Origin of the sequence: Streptomyces sp. CWNU-52B (assembly GCF_047444975.1) — a bacterium.
GTDB lineage: Bacteria > Actinomycetota > Actinomycetes > Streptomycetales > Streptomycetaceae > Streptomyces.
In genome coordinates this window covers 76,885-103,674 of sequence record NZ_JBLFJV010000002.1, presented here as the reverse complement: position 1 = coordinate 103,674, position 26,790 = coordinate 76,885, and the positions used below count along the sequence as shown (strand labels likewise).

The 26,790-nt window shown below is 71.8% G+C and carries 24 protein-coding genes and 1 pseudogene; 15 read left to right on the top strand and 10 right to left on the bottom strand.

The features are described from left to right. Window positions 1-59: 59 nt before the first annotated feature. From ACLVWQ_RS01695 to ACLVWQ_RS01685, 3 genes are all read right to left on the bottom strand, one after another. The gene (locus tag ACLVWQ_RS01695; RefSeq protein ID WP_414106262.1) at window positions 60-1,850 is read right to left on the bottom strand and encodes an ABC transporter ATP-binding protein; all 1,791 of its coding nucleotides are present in this window, start codon (window positions 1,848-1,850) and stop codon (window positions 60-62) included. Window positions 1,851-2,052: 202 nt separating this feature from the next. Further along, window positions 2,053-2,493: a hypothetical protein gene (locus ACLVWQ_RS01690; protein WP_414106261.1), complete on the bottom strand. Its 441-nt coding sequence runs from the start codon at window positions 2,491-2,493 to the stop codon at window positions 2,053-2,055. A 19-nt stretch (window positions 2,494-2,512) separates the two neighbouring features. Further along, window positions 2,513-3,100 carry an ATP-binding protein gene (locus ACLVWQ_RS01685; protein WP_414106260.1) on the bottom strand — a complete coding sequence of 196 codons (588 nt, stop codon included), beginning with the start codon at window positions 3,098-3,100 and terminating at the stop codon, window positions 2,513-2,515. A gap of 310 nt (window positions 3,101-3,410) precedes the next feature. Between ACLVWQ_RS01685 and ACLVWQ_RS01680 the strand changes: the two genes are divergently transcribed. From ACLVWQ_RS01680 to ACLVWQ_RS01670, 3 genes are all read left to right on the top strand, one after another. Next, window positions 3,411-4,286 (top strand): helix-turn-helix domain-containing protein, encoded by an 876-nt coding sequence (locus tag ACLVWQ_RS01680; RefSeq protein ID WP_414106259.1) that lies wholly within the window; start codon window positions 3,411-3,413, stop codon window positions 4,284-4,286. A 25-nt stretch (window positions 4,287-4,311) separates the two neighbouring features. After that, window positions 4,312-4,524: a DUF397 domain-containing protein gene (locus ACLVWQ_RS01675; protein WP_414106411.1), complete on the top strand. Its 213-nt coding sequence runs from the start codon at window positions 4,312-4,314 to the stop codon at window positions 4,522-4,524. Window positions 4,525-4,626: 102 nt separating this feature from the next. Next, complete coding sequence (locus tag ACLVWQ_RS01670) at window positions 4,627-5,442, top strand: SAM-dependent methyltransferase (RefSeq protein WP_414106258.1); 816 nt, start codon at window positions 4,627-4,629, stop codon at window positions 5,440-5,442. Between the two features lie 36 nt (window positions 5,443-5,478). On the opposite strand, the gene ACLVWQ_RS01665 is transcribed toward ACLVWQ_RS01670, so the two are convergent. Together ACLVWQ_RS01665 and ACLVWQ_RS01660 are read right to left on the bottom strand one after the other, a co-directional pair. Beyond that, on the bottom strand, window positions 5,479-6,987 hold the full coding sequence (locus ACLVWQ_RS01665) for a M81 family metallopeptidase (RefSeq protein ID WP_414106257.1): 1,509 nt from the start codon (window positions 6,985-6,987) through the stop codon (window positions 5,479-5,481). Window positions 6,988-7,018: 31 nt separating this feature from the next. Continuing rightward, window positions 7,019-8,221 carry an ROK family protein gene (locus ACLVWQ_RS01660; RefSeq protein ID WP_414106256.1) on the bottom strand — a complete coding sequence of 401 codons (1,203 nt, stop codon included), beginning with the start codon at window positions 8,219-8,221 and terminating at the stop codon, window positions 7,019-7,021. A 227-nt stretch (window positions 8,222-8,448) separates the two neighbouring features. Between ACLVWQ_RS01660 and ACLVWQ_RS01655 the strand changes: the two genes are divergently transcribed. The 11 genes from ACLVWQ_RS01655 (at window position 8,449) to ACLVWQ_RS01605 (ending at window position 21,857) form a co-directional block, all read left to right on the top strand. Beyond that, complete coding sequence (locus tag ACLVWQ_RS01655; RefSeq protein ID WP_414106255.1) at window positions 8,449-10,242, top strand: peptide ABC transporter substrate-binding protein; 1,794 nt, start codon at window positions 8,449-8,451, stop codon at window positions 10,240-10,242. A gap of 20 nt (window positions 10,243-10,262) precedes the next feature. Beyond that, window positions 10,263-11,222, top strand: coding sequence for an ABC transporter permease (locus ACLVWQ_RS01650; RefSeq protein WP_414106254.1), 960 nt, complete (start codon window positions 10,263-10,265; stop codon window positions 11,220-11,222). Next, a complete protein-coding gene (locus tag ACLVWQ_RS01645) occupies window positions 11,219-12,103 on the top strand; it encodes an ABC transporter permease (protein ID WP_414106253.1) in 885 nt (294 codons plus the stop codon). Before ACLVWQ_RS01650 ends, ACLVWQ_RS01645 begins: the two co-directional genes overlap by 4 nt. Before the next feature lie 2 nt (window positions 12,104-12,105). Beyond that, window positions 12,106-14,082 (top strand): dipeptide ABC transporter ATP-binding protein, encoded by a 1,977-nt coding sequence (locus ACLVWQ_RS01640; RefSeq protein ID WP_414106410.1) that lies wholly within the window; start codon window positions 12,106-12,108, stop codon window positions 14,080-14,082. Then, complete coding sequence (locus ACLVWQ_RS01635; RefSeq protein ID WP_414106252.1) at window positions 14,079-15,080, top strand: ROK family protein; 1,002 nt, start codon at window positions 14,079-14,081, stop codon at window positions 15,078-15,080. The genes ACLVWQ_RS01640 and ACLVWQ_RS01635 overlap by 4 nt, the downstream gene beginning before the upstream one ends. Before the next feature lie 203 nt (window positions 15,081-15,283). Continuing rightward, window positions 15,284-16,297, top strand: a complete 1,014-nt coding sequence (locus tag ACLVWQ_RS01630; protein ID WP_414106251.1) for a substrate-binding domain-containing protein — start codon at window positions 15,284-15,286, stop codon at window positions 16,295-16,297. A 277-nt stretch (window positions 16,298-16,574) separates the two neighbouring features. After that, the gene (locus tag ACLVWQ_RS01625; RefSeq protein ID WP_414106250.1) at window positions 16,575-19,094 is read left to right on the top strand and encodes a nitrate- and nitrite sensing domain-containing protein; all 2,520 of its coding nucleotides are present in this window, start codon (window positions 16,575-16,577) and stop codon (window positions 19,092-19,094) included. Window positions 19,095-19,105: 11 nt separating this feature from the next. Next, window positions 19,106-19,531 (top strand): roadblock/LC7 domain-containing protein, encoded by a 426-nt coding sequence (locus tag ACLVWQ_RS01620; RefSeq protein WP_414106249.1) that lies wholly within the window; start codon window positions 19,106-19,108, stop codon window positions 19,529-19,531. Window position 19,532: 1 nt separating this feature from the next. Next, window positions 19,533-19,889, top strand: coding sequence for a DUF742 domain-containing protein (locus tag ACLVWQ_RS01615; RefSeq protein WP_414106248.1), 357 nt, complete (start codon window positions 19,533-19,535; stop codon window positions 19,887-19,889). Beyond that, window positions 19,876-20,490 (top strand): GTP-binding protein, encoded by a 615-nt coding sequence (locus tag ACLVWQ_RS01610; RefSeq protein WP_414106247.1) that lies wholly within the window; start codon window positions 19,876-19,878, stop codon window positions 20,488-20,490. Before ACLVWQ_RS01615 ends, ACLVWQ_RS01610 begins: the two co-directional genes overlap by 14 nt. A gap of 302 nt (window positions 20,491-20,792) precedes the next feature. Next, window positions 20,793-21,857, top strand: a complete 1,065-nt coding sequence (locus ACLVWQ_RS01605) for a lysylphosphatidylglycerol synthase transmembrane domain-containing protein (RefSeq protein WP_414106246.1) — start codon at window positions 20,793-20,795, stop codon at window positions 21,855-21,857. A gap of 17 nt (window positions 21,858-21,874) precedes the next feature. Here ACLVWQ_RS01605 and ACLVWQ_RS01600 read toward each other — a convergent pair whose 3' ends face one another. The 3 genes from ACLVWQ_RS01600 to ACLVWQ_RS01590 form a co-directional block, all read right to left on the bottom strand. Then, the gene (locus ACLVWQ_RS01600; protein ID WP_414106245.1) at window positions 21,875-22,360 is read right to left on the bottom strand and encodes an RpiB/LacA/LacB family sugar-phosphate isomerase; all 486 of its coding nucleotides are present in this window, start codon (window positions 22,358-22,360) and stop codon (window positions 21,875-21,877) included. A gap of 36 nt (window positions 22,361-22,396) precedes the next feature. Beyond that, window positions 22,397-23,248, bottom strand: coding sequence for a LysR family transcriptional regulator (locus ACLVWQ_RS01595; protein ID WP_414106409.1), 852 nt, complete (start codon window positions 23,246-23,248; stop codon window positions 22,397-22,399). A 66-nt stretch (window positions 23,249-23,314) separates the two neighbouring features. Beyond that, window positions 23,315-24,256 (bottom strand): RNA polymerase sigma factor SigF, encoded by a 942-nt coding sequence (locus ACLVWQ_RS01590; protein ID WP_414106408.1) that lies wholly within the window; start codon window positions 24,254-24,256, stop codon window positions 23,315-23,317. A gap of 129 nt (window positions 24,257-24,385) precedes the next feature. Between ACLVWQ_RS01590 and ACLVWQ_RS01585 the strand changes: the two are divergent. After that, a pseudogene (locus tag ACLVWQ_RS01585) lies at window positions 24,386-24,496 on the top strand (oxidoreductase); the annotation flags it as partial. 68 nt (window positions 24,497-24,564) lie between these two features. Here the strand turns inward: ACLVWQ_RS01585 and msrB are convergent. Both msrB and murC read right to left on the bottom strand, forming a co-directional pair. Further along, entirely contained in the window at window positions 24,565-24,972 is a 408-nt protein-coding gene (gene msrB, locus ACLVWQ_RS01580) for a peptide-methionine (R)-S-oxide reductase MsrB (protein WP_414106244.1), read from the bottom strand. Window positions 24,973-25,016: 44 nt separating this feature from the next. Then, window positions 25,017-26,405 (bottom strand): UDP-N-acetylmuramate--L-alanine ligase, encoded by a 1,389-nt coding sequence (gene murC, locus ACLVWQ_RS01575; protein WP_414106243.1) that lies wholly within the window; start codon window positions 26,403-26,405, stop codon window positions 25,017-25,019. Window positions 26,406-26,790: the final 385 nt, after the last annotated feature.

Here is a 26,790-nt window from a genome sequence, read left to right as displayed (position 1 = left end):
GGGGGCGCCGCCGTCCGCCGGATACGGGGAAAACCCTCGATCCGTGCGGGGCGGCGCCCTCAGGCGTTCTCCGGCTCCGGGCTGCGGGCGTCGTCGGTGGCCGCGAGGAACTGCGTGGCGGCCAGTTCGGCGTACAGCGGGTCGCCCGCGACGAGTTCACGGTGGGTGCCCACGGCCCGTACCCGCCCGGCGTCCATGACCACGATGCGGTCGGCCATGGTGACGGTGGACAGCCGGTGGGCGACGACCAGGACCGTGGTGGTGCGGGCGACATCGGCGACCGTGTCGCGCAGGGCGGCCTCGTTGACCGCGTCGAGCTGGCTGGTGGCCTCGTCGAGCAGCAGCAACCGGGGCCGCCGCAGGAGGGCGCGGGCGATGGCGACCCGCTGCCGCTCGCCGCCGGAGAGCTTGGTGCCGCGGTGGCCCACCAGGGTGTCCGCGCCCTTCGGCAGCCGGTCGACGAGTGTGTCGAGCCGGGTGGTCTTGAGCGCGCGGAGCAGTTCGTCCTCGTCGGCGTCGGGGTTGCCGAGCAGGAGGTTGTCGCGGAGGCTGCCGGAGAGCACGGGCGCGTCCTGCTCCACGTAGCCGATGACCGACCGGAGCCCGGACACCTCCCAGTCGGTGAGATCGCGGCCGTCCAGCGCGATGGCCCCCGCGTCGGGGTCGTAGAACCGCTCGATGAGCGAGAACACGGTGGTCTTGCCGGCGCCGGAGGGGCCCACGAAGGCGGTCATGCCGCGCGGGGGCACGGTGAAGGTCACGCCGTGATGGACGTAGGGGAGGTCCTCGGCGTACCGGAAGCGGACGTCCTGGAAGGTGATCGAGGCGGGTTCGGCGCCCGGTCCCGGCAGGGGCGCGGGCTCGGCGGCCGGTTCGGCGGGCAGGCGCCGTGCCTCCTCGATACGGGCCAGGGCGGCCGATCCCGTCTGGTACTGGGCGACCGCTCCGACGACCTGCTGGATCGGCGACATCAAGTAGAAGACGTACAGCAGGAAGGCGACGAGGGTGCCGATGTCGACGGCCTCGGTCGCGACCCGTGCGCCGCCCACGGCGAGGACGGTGATGAACGCGACCTGCATCGACAGTCCGGCCGTGTTCCCGGCCAGCGCCGACCACTTGGCGGCCCGCACGCTCTGCCGCCAGGACTCCTGGGCCGCCGCGTGCACGGCCTTCTCCTCGCGGTGCTCGGCGCCGGACGCCTTGATGGTCCGCAGCGCGCCCAGGGTCCGCTCCAGGGAGGCGCCCATCGCCCCGACCGCGTCCTGGGCCTGCCGGCTGGCCCGGTTGATGTGCGGCACGATCACCCCGATCACCGTGCCCGCGACCAGGACCACGCCCAGGGTGACGGCCGTCAGCACCGGGTCGACGAACCCCATCAGCACCAGCGTGGCCACCAGTGTCAGTCCGCCCGTGCCGAACCCCACCAGCGAGTCGGTGGTGACCTCCCGCAGCAAGGTGGTGTCCGAGGTGATCCGGGCCATCAGGTCCCCGGGCTCACTGCGGTCGACGGCGGCTATCCGCAGCCGCAGCAGATGCGAGACCAGTCCGCGGCGCGCCCCGAGGACGACGGACTCGGCGGTGTACCGCAGCACGTACGAGCTCAGCGCGCCGATCGCGGCGTTGGCGACGACCACCACCGACATGACCACCAGCGCCCCGGCGATCGCCCGGTCGTGCCCCAGGTCGTCGATCAGCGACCTGGCCACCAGCGGCAGCGCGAGCCCCGCGGCTCCGCTCAGCAGCGACAGCACGGCGCCGAGCAGCAGTGTCCAGCGGTGCGGGCGTACGTAGGCGAGGAGCAGCCGCCACGGCGGTGTGGGCGCTGGATCCGGCGGCTGGGACTGCGGCACGGTACTTCCCCTCGGACGGGGCCCGGACGGGCCCGGGACGAACCACTTCCTCCCGCTCCGAGGGGTGTCCCGTCGGAGCGGGAGGGGTGATGGAAGTATCGCCGATGCCGTCGGCAGGCCCGTGCGGGGTACCGCGCCGCGCGCACGGGAACCCGCGGCCGGGCTCTGCCGCCCCGGCCGCGCACCCGGTCCCTGAGCCTGTTCAGCCCCCCGCGAGGGACCACTTCGGGACGCTGCCGGCGAGGCGGCAGGCGAGGAAGTACAAGGGGATCGGCGGTGTGTAGGGGGAGTCACCCTCGGGGCTGTGGATCAGACGGGGCTTCACGGAGCGCAGGCCGCGGCGGATCCGGGTCCAGGACGGGTCGGCGCGGTGGGCGCCGGTGTACGTGACGGAGGACGGCCAGCTGACGCCGATGTGCGATCCGGCGGGGACGACCCACCACCAGCGCTCCTCGGCCGCGGAGTCGTCGGCGAAGACACAGCCGACACGGGGCAGACAGTCCAGGATGCGTTCGCCGTGCTCCCGGGACGTGCCCACGACGTCACACCCCAGGCCGGTGCGCAGTTGCGCGGGTATCACCAGGCGGATCGGACGCTCGGGCGGCGACACGGGCGACGACGGGGCGGGGGACGAGGATGTCACGGAGGTACGCGACCACGGGTCAGGGGCGTGCTGAAGTTCCATGAGACAGGAGTCCTTCGGCCGAGTGGGGGGCGGGCCGGGTGAGGTGCGGGGCGGGGACCGGCCCGGAGAGGGTGGATTCCCGTGCTTGCGGCGGCAGTGGTAGAGGCCGTGCCGGTATGGGCCGCATCGGCAGGACGGCCCATACGACACGTCCTGAGCCGTGCGCGATGTCTCGCACGCCCCAGTCGCTGGTGAGCATGCCGACCAACATGAGTCCGCGACCGCCCTGCTCATCGGGTCCGGCGGTGCGCTGTGCGGGAATGGTCAGACAGCGGCTCTGGTCCTCGACCTCAAGATGGAGCCGGTGTCCGTCGGTGCGCAGTCTGCACACGATCCTCTCACTCGCTGTGTGCGTCAGCGCGTTGGTGACGAGCTCGGAAATCACCAGGACAGCGTTGTCAGACGCCTCGGGCTCCGCGCCCCACGCGCTGAGCAGCTCGCGTACGTTCCTGCGGGCCAGGCCCACCGAGGGGGGCGTCGGGGGCAGGCCGAACACGGCCGTTCTGTGGGGTCGCGCGTCCGCGGGCAGTCGGCCCAATGGCTTGGGGAGAGAGGGCGTAGCCATCGCCGTTCGCCTTTCGTCTGCCTTCGCACCGGAGGTCAGACCGGTGCCGGTCCCGCTCGGGCCGGCTGCCGCGACGAAGGTGCGAGCACCTCGTCGCGACAGGTGACGACACGCGGGCCGTTCTCCCCCAAGTCGACCGCTTCGTCTCGTCGTTCACCGGGCCGGGACGGTACGCCCTACTGTGACACCTGCCAACATCAGCTCGCAACCGGCAAGTTGAAAATTGCAATTCGCGCGGTGCATGCTTCCTCTGTCGAACGAGTGATCGTGACAGACTGCAACCTCAAGACCTGCTGCGAGGGGGTGAAGCGTGACCGCGGAAACCGACTGGGGCGGTGTGCCCTCGGTCCTGCGCATGATCCTCGGCAAGCAGCTGGAGGAACTGCGCACACGTGCCGGACTGACGTTCGAGCAGGCGGGTGCGGCCATCGGGGTGAGCCACTCCACCATTCGCCGTATGGAGGCCGCCAAGGTGGCCCGGCTCCGGCTTCCCGACGCGGAGAAGCTGCTCCAGATCTACGGTGTGAGCGACCAGCAGGAGATCGACACCTTCCTGAAGTCGGTCCGCGAGGCGAACAAGCGCGGCTGGTGGCACACCTACCGCGACGTGCTGCCGGACTGGTTCGCCGCGTATCTGAGCCTGGAGCAGGCGGCTCTGCAGATCCGCGCGTACGAGGCACAGTTCGTGCACGGGCTGCTCCAGACCGAGGACTACGCGCGCGCCCTGCTGAGCGCCGGCAACCCGCACGCCCCGGCGGAGGCCACGGACCGCCGGGTGGCGCTGCGCATGCGGCGCCAGGAGCTGCTGTCGCGGCCCTCGCCGCCGCGCGTGTGGATCGTGATGGACGAGACGGTGCTGCGGTGGCCGGTCGGCGGTCCCGAGGTGATGCGTGCCCAGATCGACCATCTGATCCGGGTCAACTCGCTCCCCCAGGTGACCCTGCAGATCATGCCGTTCAGGAACGGCCCGCATCCGGCGATGCGGGCCGGCGCGTTCCACCTCTTCCGGTTCCGGGCGCGCGAGCTGCCCGACATCGTCTATCTCAGCGGCCTGGTGGGCGCTGTGTACCTGGACAAGGACGACGACGTCGTGGTCTATCGCGAGGCCCTGGACCGGCTGGGCGCCCAGTCGACGCCCGCCAGAAAGACCGAGGCCCTCCTCGGTGCGATCCGCAAGGAGCTCTGACGTGCACCACCACATACACAACGGCATGCCGTCCCGTGAACTCGGTACCCACGGCTGGTACAAGCCGTGGAGCGACGACGCGGGCGGCGCCTGCGTCGAGGCGAAGAAGCTCGGCGACGGCCGGGTGGCACTGCGCCAGTCCACCGACCCCGAGGGCCCTGCCCTGGTCTTCACCCCCCGTGAGATGACGAGCTTCCTGGCGGGCGTGAAGGCCGGCAGCGCCGACTTCCTGCTCTGACTCCGGTCCCGCCGCTCCGACTCCGATCCGATCCGCTGTTTCGAAACTCCTGCCGCGACTTGAGCGTTCACCGTGAACCGACGACATGATGGGAGAACGGCGTTGCCCGAAAACGGATGGCCTGCCGACCGGATCGACACCGAGAACGCACACTCGGCGCGTATCTACGACTACGTCCTCGGAGGCAAGGACTACTACCCCGCCGACAAGGAGGCGGGTGACGCCATGGTGCGGGAGTGGCCCGCGATGCCCGTGCACATGCGCGCCAACCGCGACTGGATGAACCGGGCCGTGCGCTGGCTCGCCGAGAGCGCGGGGATACGGCAGTTCCTGGACATCGGGACGGGCATCCCCACCTCCCCCAACCTCCACGAGATCGCCCAGTCGGTGGCCCCCGAGTCCCGGGTGGTCTACGTGGACAACGACCCCATCGTCCTCACCCTGTCCCAGGGGCTGCTCGCCAGCACCCCGGAGGGCCGGACGGCGTACATCGAGGCCGACTTCCAGCACCCGGAGGCCGTGCTCGGTTCCGCCGAGTTCCGGGAGACCCTGGACCTGGACAAGCCGGTGGCGCTGACCGTCATCGCGATCGTCCACTTCGTGCTCGACGCGGACGACGCGGTCGGCATCGTGCGCCGGCTCCTGGACCCGCTGCCCTCGGGCAGCTATCTCGCGATGACCATCGGCACCGCCGAGTTCGCGCCCGAGGAGGTGGGCCGGGTCGGCCGTGAGTACCAGTCGCGTGGCATGCCGATGCGACTGCGGACCATCGACGAGGCCGAGGAGTTCTTCGAAGGCCTGGAGCTCGTCGAGCCGGGGATCGTCCAGGTGCACAAGTGGCTCCCGGACGGCACGGGCGAAAAGGGTGTCCGCGACGAGGACATCGCGATGTACGGGGCCATCGCCCGCAAGCCGTAGCGGGCAGCGCCCCGCGGGCGGGGCCCCCGGGCGCCGTCACTCGTTCGACGGAGGGATGATCCTGGCCGTGAGATCCGGATCGGGCATCTCCCCGTCGAACGGGAACATCGGGCGGGCGATGCGGTGGTGGCCCAGGCGCGCGAGGTCCTGGTCCACGCCGCCCGGGGTGAGGGCCATCTTCCAGTCGGCCGCCATGGCGAACAGTTCGGGCTCCAGGTAGCCGATCTTGACGATCACGACGTCGGCCGTGCGGGGTGACAGCTCCAGATCGGTGAAGTCGTGCTCGTGGTGGTACGGCTTGCGCAGCGCGGTGAGGATCACGTACACGCCGCCGACCCTCAGCACCACCTCGGTGCGCGCGTGCGGATCGCCGTGGCGGATCGCGTGGACCACGCCCGTCAGGGTGAGCGGCCCGGCGTGCCGGTCGTCGACCTCCGCACCCGTCGTGACGGTGACGGTCTTCCCGACGCCCGCCCGCACCGCCGTGTCCACCGCTGCCGGGCCCGGCAGCGAGGCGTAGACGACCGTCGGCCCCGACTCGTCCTTGAACTCCGGCCGGGACAATACGTGCGCGAGGCTCCAGGTGACGTCGCCCGCGCCGCCCGCCGTCGGGTTGTCGCCCGTGTCACTGATGAAGTAGGGCCGCCGGTCCGGCGCGGCGGCCAGGGCCTCGGTGAGGCACTCGTCCAGTGAGCCCGTCGGCGCGACGAAGCCGAAGTCGTGCCGTGCCGCCCAGAAACCGCGCGCCAGGCGTTCCGCGCCCGCGGTGACCGCGTGCCGCGCGGGGCCCGTGACCACCACCGCGGCCCGGTTGCGCGGCTCGTCCGCCCACGCGTAGCCGACCCAGAGGGCCGCGTCCGTGACACCGTCGGCGGCCTCGACCTCGTCGACCGCCGCGTAGGCGCTCTTCGCGGGCTCGATCCGGGTCGAGGTCTGTTCGCCCGCCAGGAGTACGGGGACGGGGATCCAGGCCTTGACCGGGCGGTCGGCGCCGCTCGTCAGGAGGTCCACGAGGTTGCGGGCGGCCCGTTCCTTCGTCTCCGTGGCGTCCTCGTGCGGGGCCATGCGGTAGCAGGTGATCAGGTCGCTCAGCTGGACGAGTTCGCGCGACACGTTTCCGTGCAGGTCCATGGAGGTGGACACGATCACGTCCGGGCCGACCACCTCCCGGACCCGGGCCAGCAGATCCGCCTCGGCGTCGTCCAGGCCCTCCACCGTCATGGCTCCGTGGATGTCGAACCAGAGGCCGTCGAGATGCCCCAGGTCCCGCACCCGGCCGATGAGTTCGGCGGAGAGTTCGGCGTACGCGGCCGCCGTCACCGTACCGCCGGGCAGGGCCTTGCCGACCAGGGCGCCGCGCCACTCGGCGGCGGCCCTCAACGGGGTTCCCGGGTCCAGGAAGTGATAGTTCGTCAGGACGTCGTCGCCGCGCCGGGGACGGAACGCGGGTGCCTCGGTGCGCGCCGGTGAGAACGTCGACGACTCGATGCCGAGCCCGGCGACGGCGACGACCGGACGGGCGACGGGGGTACGGGATGGGGACATGGCTCCTCGCACGGTGCTGGGGGTCAGGGCGTCAAGGGTGGGCGGGGTTGGTTCCGGTGACCGCCTGGAGGGCGTTCGCCAGGGCCCGTTGCAGCGCGAACTGGCCCGCGCCGACGAGCCCGGCGTCGGCGCCCAGGCTCGCCCGCTCGATCACCAGGTGCGTGGTGACGAGCGGATGGCAGCCCTCGTACAGCTGACTGCGTACCGCGGCGACGAACGGTTCGAGGGTGGACAGCAGGCCGCCGAGGTAGACGGCGTCGGGGTTGAAGAAGTTGACGTTCGCGGACAGGACCATGCCCAGGTAGTGGCCCGCCTGCCGCACGGCGCGGGTGGCCTGCGGATCGGCGTCGGCGGCGAGACGTACGACGTCGTCCATGGACTCGACGTCCAGGCCGCGCTCCCGCAGGATCCGGACGAGCGCCGCGCCCGAGGCGACCGTCTCCAGGCAGCCGGTGTTGCCGCAGGAGCAGGGCGTGTCGTGGCCGGCCTCGACCCGGGCGTGGGTGATCTCGCCCGCGGCGCCGGTCGCGCCCCGGTACAGCCGCCCGTCGGCGATGACGCCCGCGCCGATCGCCGAGCCCATCTTCACCATGATCGACTGACGGCGCTCCGCGGGCTGGACGCTGTGCTCGCCCACCGCCATGCAGTTGGCGTCGTTCTCGATCGCGGCGGGCACCCCGAGCCGGTCCGCCAGCCAGTCCCGGACCGGGAACCCGTTCCAGCCGGGCATCCGCGAGGGCAGCGTCACGACGCCCGACCCGACGTCGACCGGGCCCGGCAGACAGAGGCCGACGCCACGCAGCAGCTCCCGGCCCCGGCTCTCGGCGAGCGCCTCCAGTGTCTCGGCGAGCGCCGGCAGCGCCACCTCGGGCCCCTCGGCCGCCGAGAACGGCACGGTGGAGACCTCGGTGCGGCCGCCCCCGGGCAGGACGACCCCGATCCGCGCGTGCCGTCCGCCGAGGTCGGCCGCGACCGCGAACCCCTCGTTCCCGCCGAGCCTGAGCACCTTGCGGGGCCGCCCGCCGGTCGAGGACCGCGTGCCCTGCTCGGCGACCAGGCCGTGCGCCAGCAACTGGCCGACGGTGAGGGAGATCGTGGACGGCGCGGCCCCGAGCAGCCCGGCGAGTTCCGTACGGGTCGTCGCCTGCCCGGAGGCCAGCAGTTCCAGGACGCGCTCGGCCAGTGAGGAGACGCCCGTGCCGCCCCTGCGATGCGCCGCACTTTTTTCAGTCATGGACGAAGTAACTCCCGGGGTCGGGAAAAGCCGGGGAATTCCGGAGGTCGCGGCGCCGAGCGTATGCCCGGATGTCCGTCTCGCGACTTTTTCCATAACAGCAGTAACAGACTTTTTACAGCGGGCCGCCTGTTTCTTCGAACACTCCGGTCGTTGACTGGCTCCGCCGAGCGCCGCTGTTCGTCTCCGGCCTTGCGCACCCAGACCTTGTCCATCTGAGGAGAGCCATGTCCCCTGCTCGTACGACGCTCGTCGCCGGTGCCGTCGTCTCGGCGGGCACACTGCTGCTCGCGGGCTGCTCCGGCACGAACGACACGTCCTCCGCGTCCCCCGACTCGATCAACTACGCGCTGCCCGCCAACTTCACGCCCAACTGGATCCTGCCCATCGGCACGGCGGCGCACCTCAACACCAACAACGGTTCCATCGCCCAGAGCCTGTGGGAGCCGCTGGTCGCGTACGACGGCTCGACCGGGAAGATCGCCTGGAACAAGGCGGGTTCGGTCGCCACCGACGCGGACTTCGCGGCCGACGGGAAGAGCGTCACGGTCACCCTGGGCAAGCGGAGTTGGAGCGACGGCAAGCCGGTCACCTCCCGCGACGTCGAGTTCTGGTTCAACCTCATCAAGGCGAACAAGGACCAGTGGGCGAGCTACAACCCCGGCAAGGCCCCGGACAACTGGACCTCGTTCAAGGCGGTCGACGACCGGCACTTCACGATCGCCTTCGACAGGACCTACAACTCCCAGTGGATGCTGGCCAATCAGCTGAGCCTCATCAAGCCGCTGCCGCAGCACGCGTGGGACAGGACCGGCGCGTCCGCAGAGGTGTCCGACGCCGACCGGACCGCCGCGGGAGCGAAAAAAGTCTGGACGTATCTCAACACCGCCGCGAAGAACATCTCCGGCTACGACTCGGACCCGCTGTGGAAGACCGTCAGCGGCCCCTACACGGTGAAGTCCTTCGCCACGTCGGGCAAGGTGGTGCTCGCCGCCAACACGAAGTACGACGGCGGTGAGAAGCCCGGCATCGCGACCGTGAACCTGCTGCCGTTCACGACGGCGGACGCCGAGAAGAACGCGCTGCGCTCCGGGAGCGTCGACTACGGCTACATCGAGGCGACCGACCTCGACCAGAAGGACCGGTTCACCGCGCAGGGCTACACGGTCAAGCCGTGGTCCGGCTGGGCGATCACCTACATGCCGTACAACTTCAACAACCCGGCCATGGGCGCGGTGTTCAAGCAGCTGTACGCGCGCCAGGCGGTCCAGCGGTCGATCGACCAGAGCGGCCTGTCCAAGGTCATCTTCAACGGCACAGCCGTGCCCGGCTACGGTCCGGTGCCGCAGGGGCAGGCCTCCGACTTCGTCTCCCCGGAGCAGAAGGACAACCCGTACCCGTTCTCCACGAAGGCGGCCCGGGAGCTGCTCACCGGTCACGGCTGGGCCGAGCAGGGCGGCGTCATGGTCTGTACGGAGCCGGGGACCGGCGACGCGCAGTGCGGTGCGGGCGTCGACAAGGGCACGAAGTTCGAGATGGGGGTGCTGTCGCAGTCCGGTTCGACGGTGACCGACAACATGATGAGCGCGATCCAGTCCTCGCTGGAGAAGACCGGCATCAAGTTCTCGATCAAGACCGCGCCGGTCAACTCGGTGCTCTCGCAGACCCCGCAGTGCACAGCGGGCCAGCCGGCCTGCACGTGGCAGCTGTCCTTCTTCGGCACGGCGGGCAGCTGGTACTTCAGCGCCTTCCCGACCGGGGACTCGCTGTTCCAGACCGGCGGCGGCTCCAACTTCGGCAACTACTCCAACCCCGAGGTCGACAAGCTCATCACCGCGTCCACGACCTCGACGGACTCGGGGGCGGTACGCGACTACAGCGCGGCCGTCGCCGAGGATCTGCCGGTCGTCTGGCTCCCGGCGCCCGACTACCAGATCTCGGTCGTCAAGAACGGGCTCGGCGGCTTCTCGCAGGACTCGCTCGCCGACTTCCACCCGGCGCAGTGGAAGTGGACCAAGTGAGGGCGGGCTGAGGGCGACTCATGGACATGACTCTCTATCTGATCAGGCGGGTCCTCCAGGCCCTCGTGGTGATCCTCGTCGTCACGGTCGTCGTCTTCTGCCTGCTGCACGCGCTGCCCGGGGGTCCCGCACGCGGGATCCTCGGCCCGCAGGCCACGGCCCAGCAGATCGCGGCCTTCAACCACGAGCAGGGCCTCGACCGCCCGCTCCCCGTCCAGTACGTCTACTACCTGCACACGCTGCTCCAGGGCGACCTCGGGACCTCGTACACGCTCAACGAGGCGGTCTCCCGGCTCATCGAGCAGCGGCTGCCGAAGACCCTCGTGCTGACCGTGCTGTCCGCGGTCCTCGGGCTGGTCCTCGCGATCCCACTCGGCATGTGGCAGGCCGTGCGCCGCAACAAGCCGGTGGACTACGTCATCACGACGCTCAGCTTCGTGGCGTACGCGACTCCCGTGTACTTCCTGGGACTCGTGCTCGTGCTCGTGTTCACCCAGGTCCTGGACTGGTTCCCGTCGCAGGCGCCCCAGGGCGAGACGCTCGCCGACGTGTTCGCGCAGCCCGCGGCCCTGGTACTGCCGGTGGTCGCGGGGGCGGCCTCGATGGTCGCCGTGTTCAGCCGGTACATGCGTGCCGCGACCCTGGAGAACCTCCAGGAGGACTACGTACGGACCGCGCGGGCCGGCGGCTCACGGCCGGGCGCGATCCTGCGGCGGCACGTCCTGCGCAACTCCCTGACGCCCGTCGTCGCGATGCTCGGCTACTACGTGCCCGTGCTCTTCGGCGGCGCGCTCGTCGTCGAGCAGCTCTTCAACTACCCGGGCATGGGGCTGCTGTTCTGGAGCGCCGCGCAGTCCTCGGACTATCCGGTGCTGCTCGGCTGCGTGCTCGTCATCTCCGTCGCGACCGTCGTCGGCACCCTGCTCGCCGATGTCGTACAGCGGCTCATCGACCCTCGGACGAAGGCGGGCAGAACATGAGTGCCGTACTCCGGGCCGAGGCCCCTACCCCGGTGTCGGCCACCGGATACCGCCTGTCCGTACGGCGGTTCGCGCGCAACCGGCTCGCGGTGGCGGGGCTCGCGGTGGTCGTCCTGTTCCTGCTGTTCTGCTTCGTGGGCCCGCTGCTGTACGCGACCGACCAGACCCACACGGACCTGAACCAGGTGAACCTCTCCCCCGGCGGCGCGCACTGGCTCGGCACGGACGCCGTCGGGCACGACGAGCTGGGGCGGCTGATGTCCGGCGGGCGGGTCTCGCTGCTCGTCGGGCTCGCGGCGGGGCTCCTCGCCACCGTCATCGGGACGCTGTGGGGCGCGGTCGCCGGGTACGCGGGCGGGTGGCTCGACGCGGTCATGATGCGGGTCGTGGACGCGGGGATCGCCATTCCGGCGCTCTTCGTGCTGCTCGTCGTCTCGGCGATCACGACCCCGGACGCCCTCGGACTGATCCTCATCCTGGGGCTGGTGTCCTGGCTCGTCCCGTCACGTCTCGTACGGGCCGAGACGCTCACCCTGAAGAGCAGGGACTACGTGCTGACGCTGCGCGCGATCGGCGGGACGCACAGCCGGGCGATCTTCCGGCACATCCTGCCGAACTCGGTGTCGACCGTCGTCGTCGCGGCGACGTTCCAGGTGGCCGACGCGATCCTGCTCGTCGCGTACGTGTCGTACCTCGGCCTCGGGGTCCAGCCGCCCTCCACCGACTGGGGCGGAATGCTGTCGGCCGGGCTCACGGCCGCGTACTCCGGGCGCTGGTGGCTGATCGTGCCGCCGGGTCTGGCGATCATCCTCGTCGTGTGCGCGTTCAACGCGGTCGGGGACGGGCTGCGGGACGCGTTCGACGTGAAGGGACGGGCATGAGGATGGCGGCGGACGGCACGGACGAGCCGCCAGGGCAGGGCGAGTTGCCGGAGGTGAGGGGCATCCTGGAGGTCTCGGACCTCGGGGTGACCTTCTCCACGGAGACGGGTGACGTGCCCGCCGTGCGCGGGGTGTCGCTGCGGGTGCGGCCCGGGGAGACACTGGCGCTGGTCGGCGAGTCCGGGTCCGGGAAGTCCACGGTGGCGCTCGCCGCGATGGGGCTCCTGCCGGGGAACGCGCGTGTGTCGGGCCGGGTCTCGGTCGACGGCACGGACGTGGCGGGGGCCACCGAGGCGAGGCTGGCGGGTTTGCGCGGGCACACGGTGTCGATGGTGTTCCAGGAGCCCGCGACCGCGCTCGATCCGCTGACCCGGGTCGGGGCACAGATCGCGGAGGTCGTACGGAACCACCGGCCGCTCTCCGCAAAGGAGGCCGCGAGGGAGGCAGTTGGGCTGCTGGAGCGGGTCGGCATCCCCGATCCGGCGCGGCGGGCCTGCGCGTACCCCTTCCAGCTGTCCGGCGGGCAGCGGCAGCGCGTCGTCATCGCCATGGCTATCGCGAACGCGCCGAGCCTGCTGATCGCCGACGAGCCGACCACCGCGCTCGACGTCACCGTGCAGGCCGAGATCCTGGACCTGCTGCGGGGACTGACGGCCGACTCGGGCACCGCGGTACTGCTCGTCACCCACAACATGGGCGTGGTGGCCGACTTCGCGGACCGGGTCGCGGTGATGCTGGACGGCGAGGTCGTGGAGACGGGCCCGGTGGAGGACGTACTGCTGCGCCCCGCACACGAGTACACGAACCGCCTCCTGGAGGCGGTCCCCCGCCTGACACTGCCCGAACCGGGCCCACCCACCGCCGACCCGGACCACCCGGACCACGCCGAGCACCTGGCCCCACCGGCACGAACGGCCTCCGGCCGAACCCCCGGCGAAGCCTGCGCCGACAGCGCCCCCGGGACCGACACCACAGCAGCACCGCCGACCGGAACCACGGACCGAGCCACCCCCGGCACGGACCGCCCCGGCGGCGGCGCGGGCCTGTTCGGGCGGGCCGGGCGTCCGGCTGGTCCGCGGCGGGTGGGTGACGGGGTCCCCGTCGTCGACCTGCGGAGCGTCTCCGTGCGGTTCGGGCGGGGGCGGGGGGCCGTGGAGGCGCTGCGGGAGGTCTCGTTCAGCGTGCGGCCCGGGGAGACCCTCGGGCTCGTCGGGGAGTCCGGGTCCGGGAAGTCCACCGCGGCCCGGGTCGCCCTCGGACTCGTCCGGCCCTCCGCCGGCACCGTCTCGCTGTTCGGCACGGACCTCGCACGGGCCCGGGGCCGCGAACGCCGCGCCCTGCTGTCCGGTGTCGGCGTGGTGCTCCAGGACCCGGTGGCCTCCCTGGACGCGCGGATGAGCGTGGCCGAGTGCGTGGCCGAGCCCCTGCGCGTCCACCGCCGGGGCATGCCGGCGGCCGAACGCCGGGCCACGGTCGCGGACGTGCTGGAACGGGTCCGGCTGTCGAAGGATCTGGCGGACCGCGGGCCCCGCGAACTGTCCGGCGGGCAGCGTCAGCGGGTGAGTCTGGCGCGGGCCCTGGTCCTCGCACCCCGGCTGCTGGTCGCCGACGAACCGACGAGCGCGCTGGACGTCAGCGTGCAGCGCACCGTCCTCGACGTGATCGCCGAACTGCAGGCCGAACTGGGCTTCGCCTGCCTGTTCGTCTCCCACGACCTCGCGGTCGTCCAGCGGTTCGCCCAGCACGTCGTCGTCCTGCGGGCCGGCCGCGTCGAGGAGCGGGGCACCACCGCGGCCACGCTCACCCACCCGGCGACGCGGTACACGCGCGGGCTCGTCGCGGCCGTGCCCGTACCCGACCCGGTGCTCCAGCGCGCCCGCCGCACCCGACGCCGGGCCGCACTCGCGGCTGCCGCCGACGCCACCGCCACCGCCTCGAGCACCGCCGTCAGCCCCTCCGGAACGGAGAGCCGCGCGTGACCGTACCCCGGCCGCCGGCCACCGCCGCAGAGGTGTTCGCCGGTGTCGACATCGGCGGCACCACCACCCAGGTCGTGCTCTGCTCGGCCGAACTCACCGTCCTGGACGCCGTGGAGGTACCCACCCCCGCGGCCCGGGGCGGCACCGCGATGGTCCGCACGGCCCTCGACGCGCTGGCCCTCCTCCTGGCGCGCTCACCCGCCCCGCCGCACGCGGTCGGCGTCGGCGCGGCCGGCGTGGTCGACGCGCGCACCGGACGCGTCCTGGTGGCCAGCGACTCCTTCCACGCCTGGGCGGGCTTCGAGGTGACGGCGACGATGGAGGCCGCGCTCGGCGTGCCGGTCTTCCTCGACAACGACGTCAACGCGTTCCTGCGCGGCGAGGCGGCCACCGGCGCCGTCGCGGGCGAACGGCACGCCCTCGGCCTGACCCTGGGCACCGGGGTCGGCGGCGCCCTGTGGCTCGACGGCGCACTGTACGAGGGTCCGCGCGGCGCCGCGGGCGAGGCGGGCCACATCCCGGGCTTCGGCGACCTGCCGTGCACCTGCGGCGGCCGGGGTCATCTGGAGACCCTGGCGTCGGGCCGCTCCATCGGCGCCCGGTACGGCGAACGCACCGGGCACACCCGCACCGCGCGCGCCGTCGCCGAGGCGGCCGGCCGCGGCGACCCGGACGCCGTCGCCGTGTACGAGGCCGCGGGTACGGCGGTCGCCCGCGCGATCCTGATCACGGCGGGGCTCCTCGACGTCACGACCTTCGTGATCGGCGGCGGGGTCAGCCGCGCCTGGGCCCTCCTGGAACCGCCGATGCTGGCCGCCCTGGCCGCCGAACCCCCCGTCAGCGGCCACCCCGTGCGGGTCGTACGGAGCCGGCTCGGCGGCACGGCCGTCGCGATCGGCGCCGCGTCCCGGGCCCGTACGGAAGTCCACGCCCGTACCGGGTCCCAGGGCGGCGCGGAATCCCGGTCCCGGCCAACTGCCCCCGCCCGCAACCCCTGACCGCCCTCCGGCCACCCTCAGCACTACCTCAAATCAAAAGCAGACAACTCCGGCCATGCGGTCACTCACTTGACGACCAGGCGTCACACACGGTTGGCTCCGGCCAGTAAAAGTCGGACAGTCGGCACATCGTCCCGTCGGCCGTCGCACCGACTTCGTGCCCCCCATCCGGTTGTCGGCCGCACAGCGAGGTGCCGTACCCCATGAACTCCACCCCCTCCCGTCTCCTCCCCACCAGATCCACCAGGGCCGCGGCCCTGGCCGCCTGCGCAGCCGTCTCCCTGCTCGCGTCCGGCTGCACCGGCTCGGACGGGGCCGACGACGACGCCACCACCGCGGGCAAGGCGGGCGGCTCCGGGATCAAGGTCGCCCTGATCACCCACAGCGCCGAGGGCGACAAGTTCTGGGAGCGGGTGCGCAAGGGCGCCGAGGCCGCGGCCGCCAAGGACGGCATCGACCTGACGTACAAGAGCGACCCCGAGGCCGCGGGCCAGGTCAAGCTGGTGCGGGAGGCGATAGCCGACAAGGTCGACGGCATCGCGCTGACCCTGGCCAAGCCGGAGGCGATGAAGAGCGCGGTCGCCGCGGCCAAGGCGGCGGGCATACCGGTCGTCGGCCTCAACTCCGGCATCGACGCCTGGAAGCCGGGCGGGCTCATGCAGTACTTCGGCCAGGACGAGAGCGTCGCGGGCCGGGCCGTCGGCGACAAACTGGACTCCCTCGGCGTGAAGCACGCCCTGTGCGTCATCCACGAGCAAGGCAACGTCGCCATGGAGGCACGCTGTGCCGGCGTGAAGAAGACCTTCGGCGGCCGGACCGACATCGTCTACGTGGACGGCACCGACGACGAGGCCGTGACCGACTCCGTCGCCGCCGCGCTGAAGCAGGACCCGAGCATCGACGAAGCCGTCATGAACGGCGCCCAGTTCGCCCTCGCGGCCGTGAAGTCGGTGAAGGACGCGAACAGCAAGGCGAAGATCTCCACCTTCGACCTCAACGACGACATCGTGAAGTCCGTGCAGAGCGGGGACGTTCAGTTCGCCGTGGACCAACAGCCCTACCTGCAGGGATACCTCGCGGTGGACGCGTTCTGGCTGTACGAGACCAACGGCAACGTCAGTGGCGGCGGCGAGGCTCCGGTGCTCACCGGACCGGCGTTCGTCACCAAGGAGAACGTCGCCTCCGTCGCCAAGTACGCGGCCAACGGCACCCGCTGACCGACCGGTCGGACCGTCAGCCGGAACCATCGATTCCGGGGTCGGCTTATAACAGCGATGACAAGGTTTGGGGTACTCACGGTGCGTACGGTCACTTGTACGGATAGCATCCTGCGCATCCCCTGTGTGTACAGGACACGCGGTCACCGGCCGCGGTCGAATCCTGCCCCGCCCCTGCCCCGACTCCTCCCGGTCCCTCCTCCTCATCCTGCCGCTGCCGACCGCCCGATTCCCTCGGGGCTTCCCCCTGCTCACCGCTGATCGCTCTAGGACGACGATGTCTCCACGGACAGGCCCCCGCCGCCGTCTCGGCTCCATACGTCTCTCGCTGATCCTCCTGGCACTGGTTCCCAGCGTCACCCTCGCCGCCATGTGGGGTGTGACGACGATCCAGATGTTCTCCGAGGGGCTACGGCTGCGGGACCAGACCGGGTTGAGCAGGTCGACCGGTGCCATGGGCACCGAGGCGACGCTCGCGCTGCAGGAGGAGCGCAGCCTGTCGGCCGTGCTGATGGCCTCGCCCCGCAGCTCCCGGACCGCGCTCGACCAGCAGCGGGAGCGCACCGACAAGGCGATCGCGACCCTGGTCGGCCAGTCCGACCGGATCCGGGAGGCCCCCGAGCGCATCCGCGACCGGATGTCCTCGGTCGTCGGCTCGCTGGCGAGCCTGGAGTACTACCGCGGCCAGGTGGACGACTCCAGCGAGATCGACCCTCAGCAGGTGCTCGACCAGTACACGGCGATCGTCGACGGCCAGATCCACGCCTTCGAGGAGATCTCCCAGGTCGACGACGGGAACCTCACCTCGCAGGCGGGGCCGCTCGTCGCCCTCGAACAGTCGGCGGAACTGGTCTCCCAGGAGGACGCCCAGCTCCGTCTGGTCTGGCCGGCGGGCAAGCTCGACGAGCAGTCGCTGGGCGCCTTCACCCAACTGGTCAACGCGCGGCGCTGGCTCGTCGAGGACCAGCTCGTCCCCTCGCTGCGCGGCTCGGTGAAGACCCGGACCGAGCAGATCCTGCAGAGCCCTGAGTGGCGGTCCTTGCAGGTCGTCGAGGACCAGGTGCTCGGGGCGCGGGAGAAGAACGGCACCGAGGGCGGCAAGATCGCCCTGCCGAACGACCAGAAGCGCTGGGACGAGGCGTTCGCCAAGCTCTCGGGGCAGTACAAGACCCTGATCCGCGACGAGACGTCGGCGCTGCTGGAACGCAGTGACGACCAGGCGAAGTCGCTGCTGATCAAGGCGGCCGCGCTGAGCGCCGCCGGACTCGTCGCCCTGCTGGTCTGCGTCCTGATGTCGTGGCGCATCACCCGCTCCCTCTCCCGGCGGCTGCGCGGACTGCGCATCGCCACCCTCAGCCTGGCCGAGGAGCGGCTGCCCGACGTGGTCGCGCGCCTCGACCGCGGCGAGACGGTCGACGTGGAGTCCGCCACGCCCGAGCTGGACTACGGCAGGGACGAACTCGGGCAGGTGGCGCAGGCGTTCAACGCCGCCCAGCGGACGGCGGTCAACACCGCGGTGGAACTCGCCGACACCCGGCGCGGCTTCCAGAAGGTCATCCTGGGCATCGCCCGGCAGAGCCAGAACCTGGTCAATCTCCAGCTCACCAAGCTCGACAAGCTGGAACGCGAGCACCAGGACCCGAACATCCTCAAGGGCCTGTACGAACTCGACTCCACGGCCAGCCAGTTGCGCCGCTACGAGGAGAACCTGGTCATCATCAGCGGTGAGCGGCCCGGACGCAGCTGGACCGAGCCGGTCGCCCTGATCGACATCCTGCGCAGCGCGGTCGGCGAAGTGGCCGAGTACCAGCGGGTGGAGGTGCAGACCGAGGAGGAGGTCTTCCTCGCGCCGCCCGCGGTGGCCGATGTCATCCACCTGCTGGCCGAGCTGATCGACAACGCGACCACGTACTCCCCCGCGCCCAGCCCGGTCGGGGTACGGGCGGGCCTGGTGGCCAAGGGCCTGGCGGTGGAGATCGAGGACCGCGGTCTGGGCATGTCCGACGACGACTACGTGTCGCTCAACACCCAGTTGGCACAGCCCCCGCAGTTCGACGTGGTGGCGCTCGCCGACGACCTGCGCCTCGGTATGTTCGTGATCGCCCGGCTGGCCAACCGGCACGGCATCGGCGTCACCCTGCGCTCCTCGCCGTACGGGGGCACGACCGCGATCGTGCTGATCCCGTACGAGATCGTGGTGCGCGAGTCCCTGGAGGCCGTCACCGGGGACGCCCAGCGCGTCGAGAAGCCGTGGCCACCGGCCGACGAGTCCTGGTCACCGGCCGAGGAGCTCGCCCAGGCCGCCGCGCGGAGCACGACCAGCGTCGGGGACGCCGAGCGGGACGGACCCACGCACGAGCGCTCCCGGGAGGCACAGCCCGTCACCCGGGCGCGGACCGCGGAGGTCCCCCCGGCGCGGACGGCCGAGATTCCGGCGGCCCGGACGCCCGAGGCCCCCGCGGCCCGGCCGGCCGAGGCTCCCCCGGCACGCCCCGCCACCGGCACCTCCCGCCTCGGCGCGGGGTCCGGCCGCAGGCCCGGCGGCATCACCCCGCTGCCGCGCCGGGTGCCCCAGACCAGCCTGGCCGCCGAGTTGCGTGAGGACTCCGCGGACGACCAGGCCGACAACCCCCTGGAAGACTTCACCGCGGAGCGCGCGGCCTCCTCCCTGGCGGGATTCCAGCGCGGAACGCTGCAGGCACGTGACAACGACGCGGATCCGACGTACGACCAACAGGAAGAAGCCGCGCCCGAAGGCGCATCCGTCACCTCGACTCCGCCCGCTGACCGCTCATGAAGGACAGAGAAATGACACGCCCCATCCCAGCCACGCACAGCCAGCTCGACCAGCTGCTCACCGGACTGGTGGACCGGGTCGCCGAGGTGAACCAAGCCGTCGTGCTCTCCGAGGACGGGCTGGTCGTCAGCAGGTCCACGGGGTTCCTGCGTGACGACGCCGAGCGCCTCGCGGCGACCGCGTCCGGCCTGATGAGCCTCAGCAAGGGCGTCAGCATGGACTTCCGCGGCGGCCCCGTACGGCAGGCGCTCATCGAGATGGCCAACAGCTACCTCATACTCAGCACGGCCGGGCCCGGAGCCCACCTGGCCGTGCTCACCAGCCGGGGTGCGGACGTGGGAGTGGTCGCGTACCAGATGAACATGCTGGTGAAGAAGATCGGCGAGCACCTCAGCGCGGCCCCGCGCGCCGGTGTCGCCAGCGACAACGGCGAGTGAGGTGAACGGAGGCGACTCGGCGGGCCGGCTCGTCCGGCCGTTCGCGCTGACCGGCGGCCGCACCCGGCCCAGCCGTACCGACTTCACCCTCATCACGTCGGTCGCCACGGTGGAGCCGCAGCCGGACGGGGCCGCCAGACCGCAGCCCGAGCACGCGCGGATCCTGCGGCTGTGTGTGAAGCCGGTCGTGGTGGCGGAGCTGGCGGCCCAGCTCGATCTGCCCGTGAGCGTGGTCTGCATCATGCTCTGCGACCTGCTGGAGGCCGGCCGGATCACCGCGCGGGCACCACGTGAGATCTCTCGCGTCACGGACTTGGACCTGCTCCAGAAAGTGAGGGACGGCCTTGATCGGCTCTGACCCCGTCATCCAGGGGACCTCGGCACCCGACACGGTGAAGATCCTGATCGCCGGAGGGTTCGGCGTCGGCAAGACCACCATGGTCGGCGCGGTCAGTGAGATCGTGCCGCTGCGCACCGAGGAGCCGCTCACGGCGGCCGGCCTGGGCGTCGACGACCTGGGCGGCATCCCGGAGAAGCACGCCACCACGGTGGCCCTGGACTTCGGCCGGATCACGCTCAGCCAGGAACTCGTGCTGTATCTCTTCGGCACACCCGGGCAGCAGCGGTTCTGGTTCATGTGGAACGACCTGGCCATCGGCGCGCTGGGCGCGGTGGTCCTGGTCGACGTCCGCCGGCCCGAGTCCAGCTTCGCCGCCATCGACTTCTTCGAGCGGCGCGACATCCCGTTCGTCGTCGGCGTCAACGGCTTCCACGGCGAGCACCCGTACTCGCCCGAGGAGATCCGGGAGGCGCTGGCCCTGCCGGAGAACGCGCACGTGCTGCTGTGCGACGCCCGGGACCGGGACTCGTGCCGGGACGTACTGATCGCGCTGATCGACCAGTTGATAGCGACCTCGGCCCGGAGCAACGGCGGCGGCCCCTCGGAGAGCCTGGCCTGAGCACGACTGCGGGCACGGACGCGGGTACGGCCGCGGGTACGAGTACGGGTACGGCCGCGGGTACGAGTACGGCGGCAGCCGGGTACGGCCGCGAACACGCGGGTGTGAGCGTGAACGCGTCCGCGTGAGGGCATGACTCAGTCGGGCGACCGTGTACACGACGGCGGGTCGTCCACGCCCCGTCGGCTTCCGGACACCACGGCGTCACACCGAGTGGGCATGTACGGACCGTCCCCTCCTGTCTCGCCCTGCCACCGTCCGCCCCGCGCCGCGCGGGTGTGACGCGGAAGGACGCGTGCCCCGTGTCCCTGCTCCCGCTCGACACCGTCCCCCGGGCGCTCCCCACGCCCGCCCCGTCTCCCGACGTTCCCGAACCCTCGGCGCCCACTTCTCCGCCGGTCCCTCCTCCCTCCACGCCCGCCAGGTTCGCTTCGCTCGCGCGGCCGGCCCGCTGGGCGCTCAGTCTGCTTCCGCTGCTGCTGATCGCGGCGTGGGCGGCGGTCGACCGGCGGGCCGTCCTCGACGGCAGCGCCAAACTGGCCGCCGCCGACCCCTGGTGGCTGCTGGCCGCGCTCCTGTTCACCTGCCTGGGCTGGGTGGCCGCCGCGTGTGCGCGGCAGGGCGCCCTCCCTGACCGGCTGCCGCCCGGACTGCTGCTGGCCTCACAGTTCGCCGCCGGCGCCGCGAACCACGTACTGCCGGCGAGCATCGGCGCCCACGCCGTCACCCTGCGCTTCCTCCAGGGCCGCGGCATCCCGCTGGCGCGCGCCACCGCCTCGCTCGCCCTGTACTCCCTGGTCAGACCGATCGCCAAGACGATGGTGCTGCTGGGCTTCCTGGCGGCCTCCCCCGACCTGCTGCACCTCGGTGAACTCGTCCCGGACGAACGGACCGTGCTGCTGGTCGCCGGTTCGGTCACCGCCGGGTTCGGCTCGGCCGCGCTGCTCGTGGCGACGGTACGTCCACTGCGCCGCCCGGCCCTCGACTGCGCGCGCACCGCCCTGACCGACGTACGGCTGCTGCACCGGCGGCCCGCCCGGATCCTGGCCCTCTGGGGCGGCGCGGCGGCGACTCCGCTGTTGCAGGGCAGTGTGATCGCCACGGTCGGCTTCTCGCTCGGACTCCCGCTCTCCTGGGCGCAGGTGGTCCTCGCGCTGCTGCTGGCCAGTACGGCGGTCGGGGCGGTTCCCGCACCCGGTGGGATCGGCCCCGTGGACGCCGCGCTGGTGTTCACCATGGTCGCGTTCGGCGCCCCGATGGCACTCGCCACGGCGACCGTCGTCGGCTACCGCGTCCTGACGGTCTGGGTGCCTCTGCTGCCGGGCGCGCTGGTCCTGTCGGCCCTGGTGCACCGCAAGGTGCTGTGAGCCGCGGCGGAACCGGCCTACGAAGCCGGAGCCGCGGCTGAAGCCGGAGCCGTACCGCCGGCGCCCGGTTCGAGGCGGTTCACATGGGACACGTTCGCGCGGTCGTCGGCGTCCGTGCTGGGCTCGGCGTCGAACCAGGCGTCGAGGATCTCCTTGAGCAGCGGCTCGGACGTCAGACGCAGGCCCAGGGCCAGCACGTTGGCGTCGTTCCAGCGGCGGGCGCCCTCGGCCGTGTAGGCGTCGGTGCACAGCGCGGCCCGTACGCCCGTCACCTTGTTCGCGGCGATCGACGCGCCCGTGCCGGTCCAGCAGCACACCACCGCCTGGTCCGCCCGTCCGGCGGCGACGTCACGGGCCGCCGCCCCCGAGCACACCGCCCACCGCGCGTCGTCCCCGGGCCGCAAGGCCCCGTACGCCAGCACCTCGTGGCCGCGCTCGCGCAGCTGCGCGAGCAGTGCGCGGGCCACGGGTTCGTCCATGTCGGAGGAGACGGAGATCCGCATGTGCCGCAGACTACCCGCGGCCACCCGCCGGCGGGCTCAGTCGCGGAAGGCGGCCGTCGCGATCCGGACGAAGGAGCGGATCAGGGGGTTCGTGTCGCCCTGCTGCCACGCCACCACCACGGGGCTCGGCGCCATGTCGAGCAGCGGTACCACGGTGAGCCCGTCGCCCGGATCGTGGCCCGCGAGAGTCATACCGACCGTGCCGTTCCAGAGGACGGCCTGCCGGCACTCCTGGACGGCGCGCACCACCGGGCCCTCGCGGGGCTCCCCGCCGTTCCAGTACGCCTGCCAGAGCGGGTCGGTGCCCGCCGGGAACCGGAACCAGCGGCGGCCGGCGAGGTCGGCCGTCCTGAGGCTGTCGTGGTGGGCCAGCGGATCGTCGGCGCGCAGCAGCGTGCCCACCGGGTCGGTGCGCAGTTCACGCACGGTCAGACCGGTCTCGTCGAACGGCCCGCGGGTCAGGGCGACGTCGACCGGTCCGGTGCGCAGTCCGCAGGTCGGATCGGTCAGGTCGGTCTCGCGGACGTGGACCTCGACGTGCGGGTGCTGTCGGCGGTAGGCGGCGGCCAGCCGGGTCGCGCCCTGGTCGGTGCTGTCGCCGAGGATGCCGACGGTGATGCTCGCGGCGCCGGCCGCCGCGGTGACGCGTGCGCGTAGCCGGTCGGCCCCGTCGAGCAGCGGACGCGCCTCGTCGAGGAGCAGCGCCCCCGCCGGGGTGAGCGCGACACCGGCGGAGGAGCGCGCGAACAGCGCGGCGCCCAACTCCGTCTCCAGCTGTCTGATCGCCCGGCTCAGCGGCGGCTGGGTCATGTGCAGCCGGGTGGCGGCCCGGCCGAAGTGGAGTTCCTCGGCGACCGCCACGAAGTACCGCAGCGTACGTAGCTCCATGGGCTCCATGGCCGCAACGATACCCAGCCGGTACGAGGGCCCCGGGGCCCTCCCTGACCCGTGGTGTCAGGTGGTGAGGAGTCCGGTGCGCAGGTGGGTGAGGGTGCGGGTGAGGAGGCGGGAGATGTGCATCTGGGAGAGGTCCAGCGCACGGCCGATCTCGGCCTGGGTCATCTCCTGGCCGAAGCGCATCTCGATGATGGTGCGTTCGCGTTCGCCCAGTTCCTGGAGGAGGGGGGCGAGGGTGTGGAGGTCCTCGAAGAGGTCGATGGCGGGGTCTTCGGTGCCCAGCGTGTCGGCGTAGCGCGGTCCGCCGTCGGAGGAGTCGTCGTCGGTGTGCGGGGTGTCGATGGAGCCGGCGACGTAGCCGTTGGCGGCGACGAGTCCTTCGACGATCTCGTCCTCGGTGAGGTCGAGGTGGGCGGCGAGTTCCCGGACCGTGGGCGGGCGGTTGAGGCGGACGGCGAGGGTTTCCTTGCTCTTGGCGAGGGAGACCCGCAGTTCCTGCAGGCGGCGCGGGACGTGCACGGCCCAGGTGGTGTCGCGGAAGAACCGCTTGATCTCGCCGACGATGTAGGGGATCGCGAAGGAGGTGAACTCGACCTCGCGTGACAGGTCGAAGCGGTCGATGGCCTTGATCAGGCCGATGGTGCCGACCTGGATGACGTCCTCCATGTCGCCGCTGCCGCGGTTGCGGAACCGGCGGGCGGCGAAGTTCACCAGGGACAGGTTCATCTCGATCAGCGTGTTGCGCGCGTACTGGTACTCGCGGGTGCCCTCTTCCAGCTCCTGCAGCCGGTCCAGGAACAGCCGGGACAGCGCCCGCGCGTCCTTCGGGGCGACCTTGCCCCCGTCCTCGATCCACGGCAGGTCGCCCAGCTCACCGACGGCCTCCGGCACTCCCACACTGGAAGCACATGCTTCAGGGGTGTTGACGATGGAAACCACGGATGCCGCCTTAGGTGGAAAGCAAGGTGCCCGTCTCCTGCCCGCCCCGGCCGGATACATGTCCACGCTCGCCACCCGATTTCACCCGCCCGCCCGGCCGCCTGCTCCTGGGATGTGAGTCGTCAGGAGGTGCGTGCCTCGTGGTTCTCACGGTGTGCGAGGACCTCGGCCATATGCGTCTGCGCCCAGCGGTCGGGGGCGACGCGGATGTCCGTCGCGCCGGCCTGGCTGCTGCGGCGCTCACCGAACATCCTGTTCATCCCCGGCACGTCGTCGACGGCACACCTGCGCGAGAACATCCCGCCGGTGGCCCGTGAGCCGCACGGCTCACGGGCCACCGGCGGGAGTCCACCGTCCCGCGCCTCGGGTCAGTCCTCGACCGGCGTCAGCTGCAGCGAGATCGAGTTGATGCAGTACCGCTGGTCGGTCGGGGTCGCGTACCCCTCGCCCTCGAAGACGTGCCCCAGGTGCGAGCCGCAGCGGGAGCAGCGCACCTCGGTCCGCGCCATCCCGTGCGAGCGGTCCTCGATCAGCTCGACCGCGTCGGACTCCTTCGGGTCGTAGAAGGACGGCCAGCCGCAGTGCGACTCGAACTTCTCCGTGGAGGTGAAGAGCTCGGCGCCACAGGCCCGGCAGGAGTACACGCCCTTCGTCGTGGTGTCGGTGTACTCACCGCGGAACGCCGGCTCCGTGCCGGCCTGGCGCAGGACGGCGTACTCGGCCGGGCTCAGCTCCGCACGCCACTGCTCGTCCGGCTTCTCGATGTCGTACGACATGTTGCTCAGCCCCTCAACTCAGGTACGGCTATTTCGGCGGACGGTCACTTCGACAGACGGGCCAGGATCTCGGGTCCCAGGTCCGTCACGTCACCCGCGCCCATGGTGAGAACGAGATCACCGGGCTTCGCCATTCCCGCCACAAGCGCGGGCACCTGTGCCTTGTCCCGCACCGGTGTCACGTCCGCGCCCGCCGCCCGCGCCGCCTCGATGATCAGCTCGCTCGTCACACCCGGGACCGGGTCCTCGCGGGCCGGGTAGATGTCCAGGACCAGCGAGGCGTCCGCCAGGGACAGGGCCTGGCCCATCTCCTTGCCCAGTTCCTGGGTGCGGGAGAAGAGGTGGGGCTGGAAGACGACCAGGATGCGGGAGTCCCCCGCGGCCGCCCTCATCGCCTCCAGGTCCGCCGTCATCTCGGTCGGGTGGTGCGCGTAGGAGTCGATGACCTGCACCCCCGCCTCCTCGCCCTTGAGCTGGAGGCGGCGCTTCACCCCCGTGTACGAGGCGAGCGCGGCGGCCAGCTCGTCCGCCGGGAGGCCCAGGGCCACGCCCGCCACCAGCGCCGCCACCGCGTTGTGCGCGTAGTGGCGGCCGGGCACGGAGACGGTGAAGGTGAGCCGGGAGCCGTCCAGCTCGACGGTCACCTCGCTCTTGAGTCCCTGCGGGACGACGGACAGGACGCGTACGTCCGCGTCCTCGGACTCTCCGTACGTCACCACCCGGACACTGTCCGGCAGCCGCCGGGTCAGCTCGCGCGCGCCGTGCTGGTCCGCGGCGATCACCAGGGTGCCGCCCGGCACGATCCGGCCGGCGAACGTCTCGAAGGACTCGTAGATCTCGTCCATGGACGCGTAGTTCGCGTGGTGGTCCAGCTCCACGTTGAGCACGATCGCCACCTCGGGCGCGTACTTGTGGAAGCTGCGGTCCGATTCGTCGGCCTCGGCGACGAAGATCTCGCCCTCGCCGTGCAGGGCGTTGGACCCGGGTGCGTCGAGGTCGCCGCCGATCGCGTACGAGGGGTTCAGGCCCAGGGTCGACAGGGAGACCGCCAGCATCGACGTGGTGGTCGTCTTGCCGTGGGTGCCGGCGACCGCGATCGGCCGCAGGCCGTCCATCAGGCGGGCCAGCGCGTCCGAGCGGTGGACGACCGGGATGCCCAGCTCGGCGGCGCGGGCCAGCTCCGGGTTGTCGGCGCGGATCGCCGAGGAGACGACCACGCAGGTGGCGTCCGAGGCCAGGTGGCCCGCGGCGTGCCCGATGTGGACCGTGGCGCCCAGCGCGCGCAGGGCCTCGGCGGTGGCGGACTCCTTCGCGTCACTCCCCGCCACCGCGGCTCCGCGCTGCGCGAGGATCTTCGCGATGCCCGACATCCCGGCGCCGCCGATGCCGATGAAGTGCGGTCGATCCATGGCGGTAGGAAGGCCGGGTGCCATAGGTGTTTCTCCCAGGATGCGCGAACGAGCATGAGCCCACCCACCCTATTCCGTCCCCACGAACACACCCCCGCACCCGCCGAACCCTCACGTCCGCAGGCGCAGGCGCAGGCGCGGCTGCGGGCGCGGGCGCAGCCCCGCCCGTCAGGGGCGCGGGGAACTGCGCGCCCAGCCCCCACCGACCCGCACCCGCCAACCCCGAGCACCACCCACGTCCGCAGGCGCAGCCACGTCCGCAGGCGCAGCCCCGCCGTCAGGGGCGCGGGGAACTGCGCGCCCAGCCCCCACCGACCCGCACCCGCCAACCCCGAGCACCACCCACGTCCGCAGGCGCAGCCACGGCCGCAGCCCCGCCCGTCAGGGGCGCGAGGAACTGCGCACCCAG

Coding starts and splice junctions, on each gene's coding strand:
- ACLVWQ_RS01620 (WP_414106249.1), top strand. CDS start 19,106: ATGACACGCCCCATCCCAGCCACGCACAGCCAGCTCGACCAGCTGCTC.
- ACLVWQ_RS01655 (WP_414106255.1), top strand. CDS start 8,449: ATGTCCCCTGCTCGTACGACGCTCGTCGCCGGTGCCGTCGTCTCGGCG.
- ACLVWQ_RS01625 (WP_414106250.1), top strand. CDS start 16,575: ATGTCTCCACGGACAGGCCCCCGCCGCCGTCTCGGCTCCATACGTCTC.
- ACLVWQ_RS01645 (WP_414106253.1), top strand. CDS start 11,219: ATGAGTGCCGTACTCCGGGCCGAGGCCCCTACCCCGGTGTCGGCCACC.
- ACLVWQ_RS01660 (WP_414106256.1), bottom strand. CDS start 8,221: ATGACTGAAAAAAGTGCGGCGCATCGCAGGGGCGGCACGGGCGTCTCC.
- ACLVWQ_RS01665 (WP_414106257.1), bottom strand. CDS start 6,987: ATGTCCCCATCCCGTACCCCCGTCGCCCGTCCGGTCGTCGCCGTCGCC.
- murC (WP_414106243.1), bottom strand. CDS start 26,405: ATGGCACCCGGCCTTCCTACCGCCATGGATCGACCGCACTTCATCGGC.
- ACLVWQ_RS01590 (WP_414106408.1), bottom strand. CDS start 24,256: ATGTATCCGGCCGGGGCGGGCAGGAGACGGGCACCTTGCTTTCCACCT.
- ACLVWQ_RS01595 (WP_414106409.1), bottom strand. CDS start 23,248: ATGGAGCTACGTACGCTGCGGTACTTCGTGGCGGTCGCCGAGGAACTC.
- ACLVWQ_RS01685 (WP_414106260.1), bottom strand. CDS start 3,100: ATGGCTACGCCCTCTCTCCCCAAGCCATTGGGCCGACTGCCCGCGGAC.
- ACLVWQ_RS01600 (WP_414106245.1), bottom strand. CDS start 22,360: ATGCGGATCTCCGTCTCCTCCGACATGGACGAACCCGTGGCCCGCGCA.
- ACLVWQ_RS01675 (WP_414106411.1), top strand. CDS start 4,312: ATGCCGTCCCGTGAACTCGGTACCCACGGCTGGTACAAGCCGTGGAGC.
- ACLVWQ_RS01630 (WP_414106251.1), top strand. CDS start 15,284: ATGAACTCCACCCCCTCCCGTCTCCTCCCCACCAGATCCACCAGGGCC.
- msrB (WP_414106244.1), bottom strand. CDS start 24,972: ATGTCGTACGACATCGAGAAGCCGGACGAGCAGTGGCGTGCGGAGCTG.
- ACLVWQ_RS01650 (WP_414106254.1), top strand. CDS start 10,263: ATGGACATGACTCTCTATCTGATCAGGCGGGTCCTCCAGGCCCTCGTG.
- ACLVWQ_RS01640 (WP_414106410.1), top strand. CDS start 12,106: ATGGCGGCGGACGGCACGGACGAGCCGCCAGGGCAGGGCGAGTTGCCG.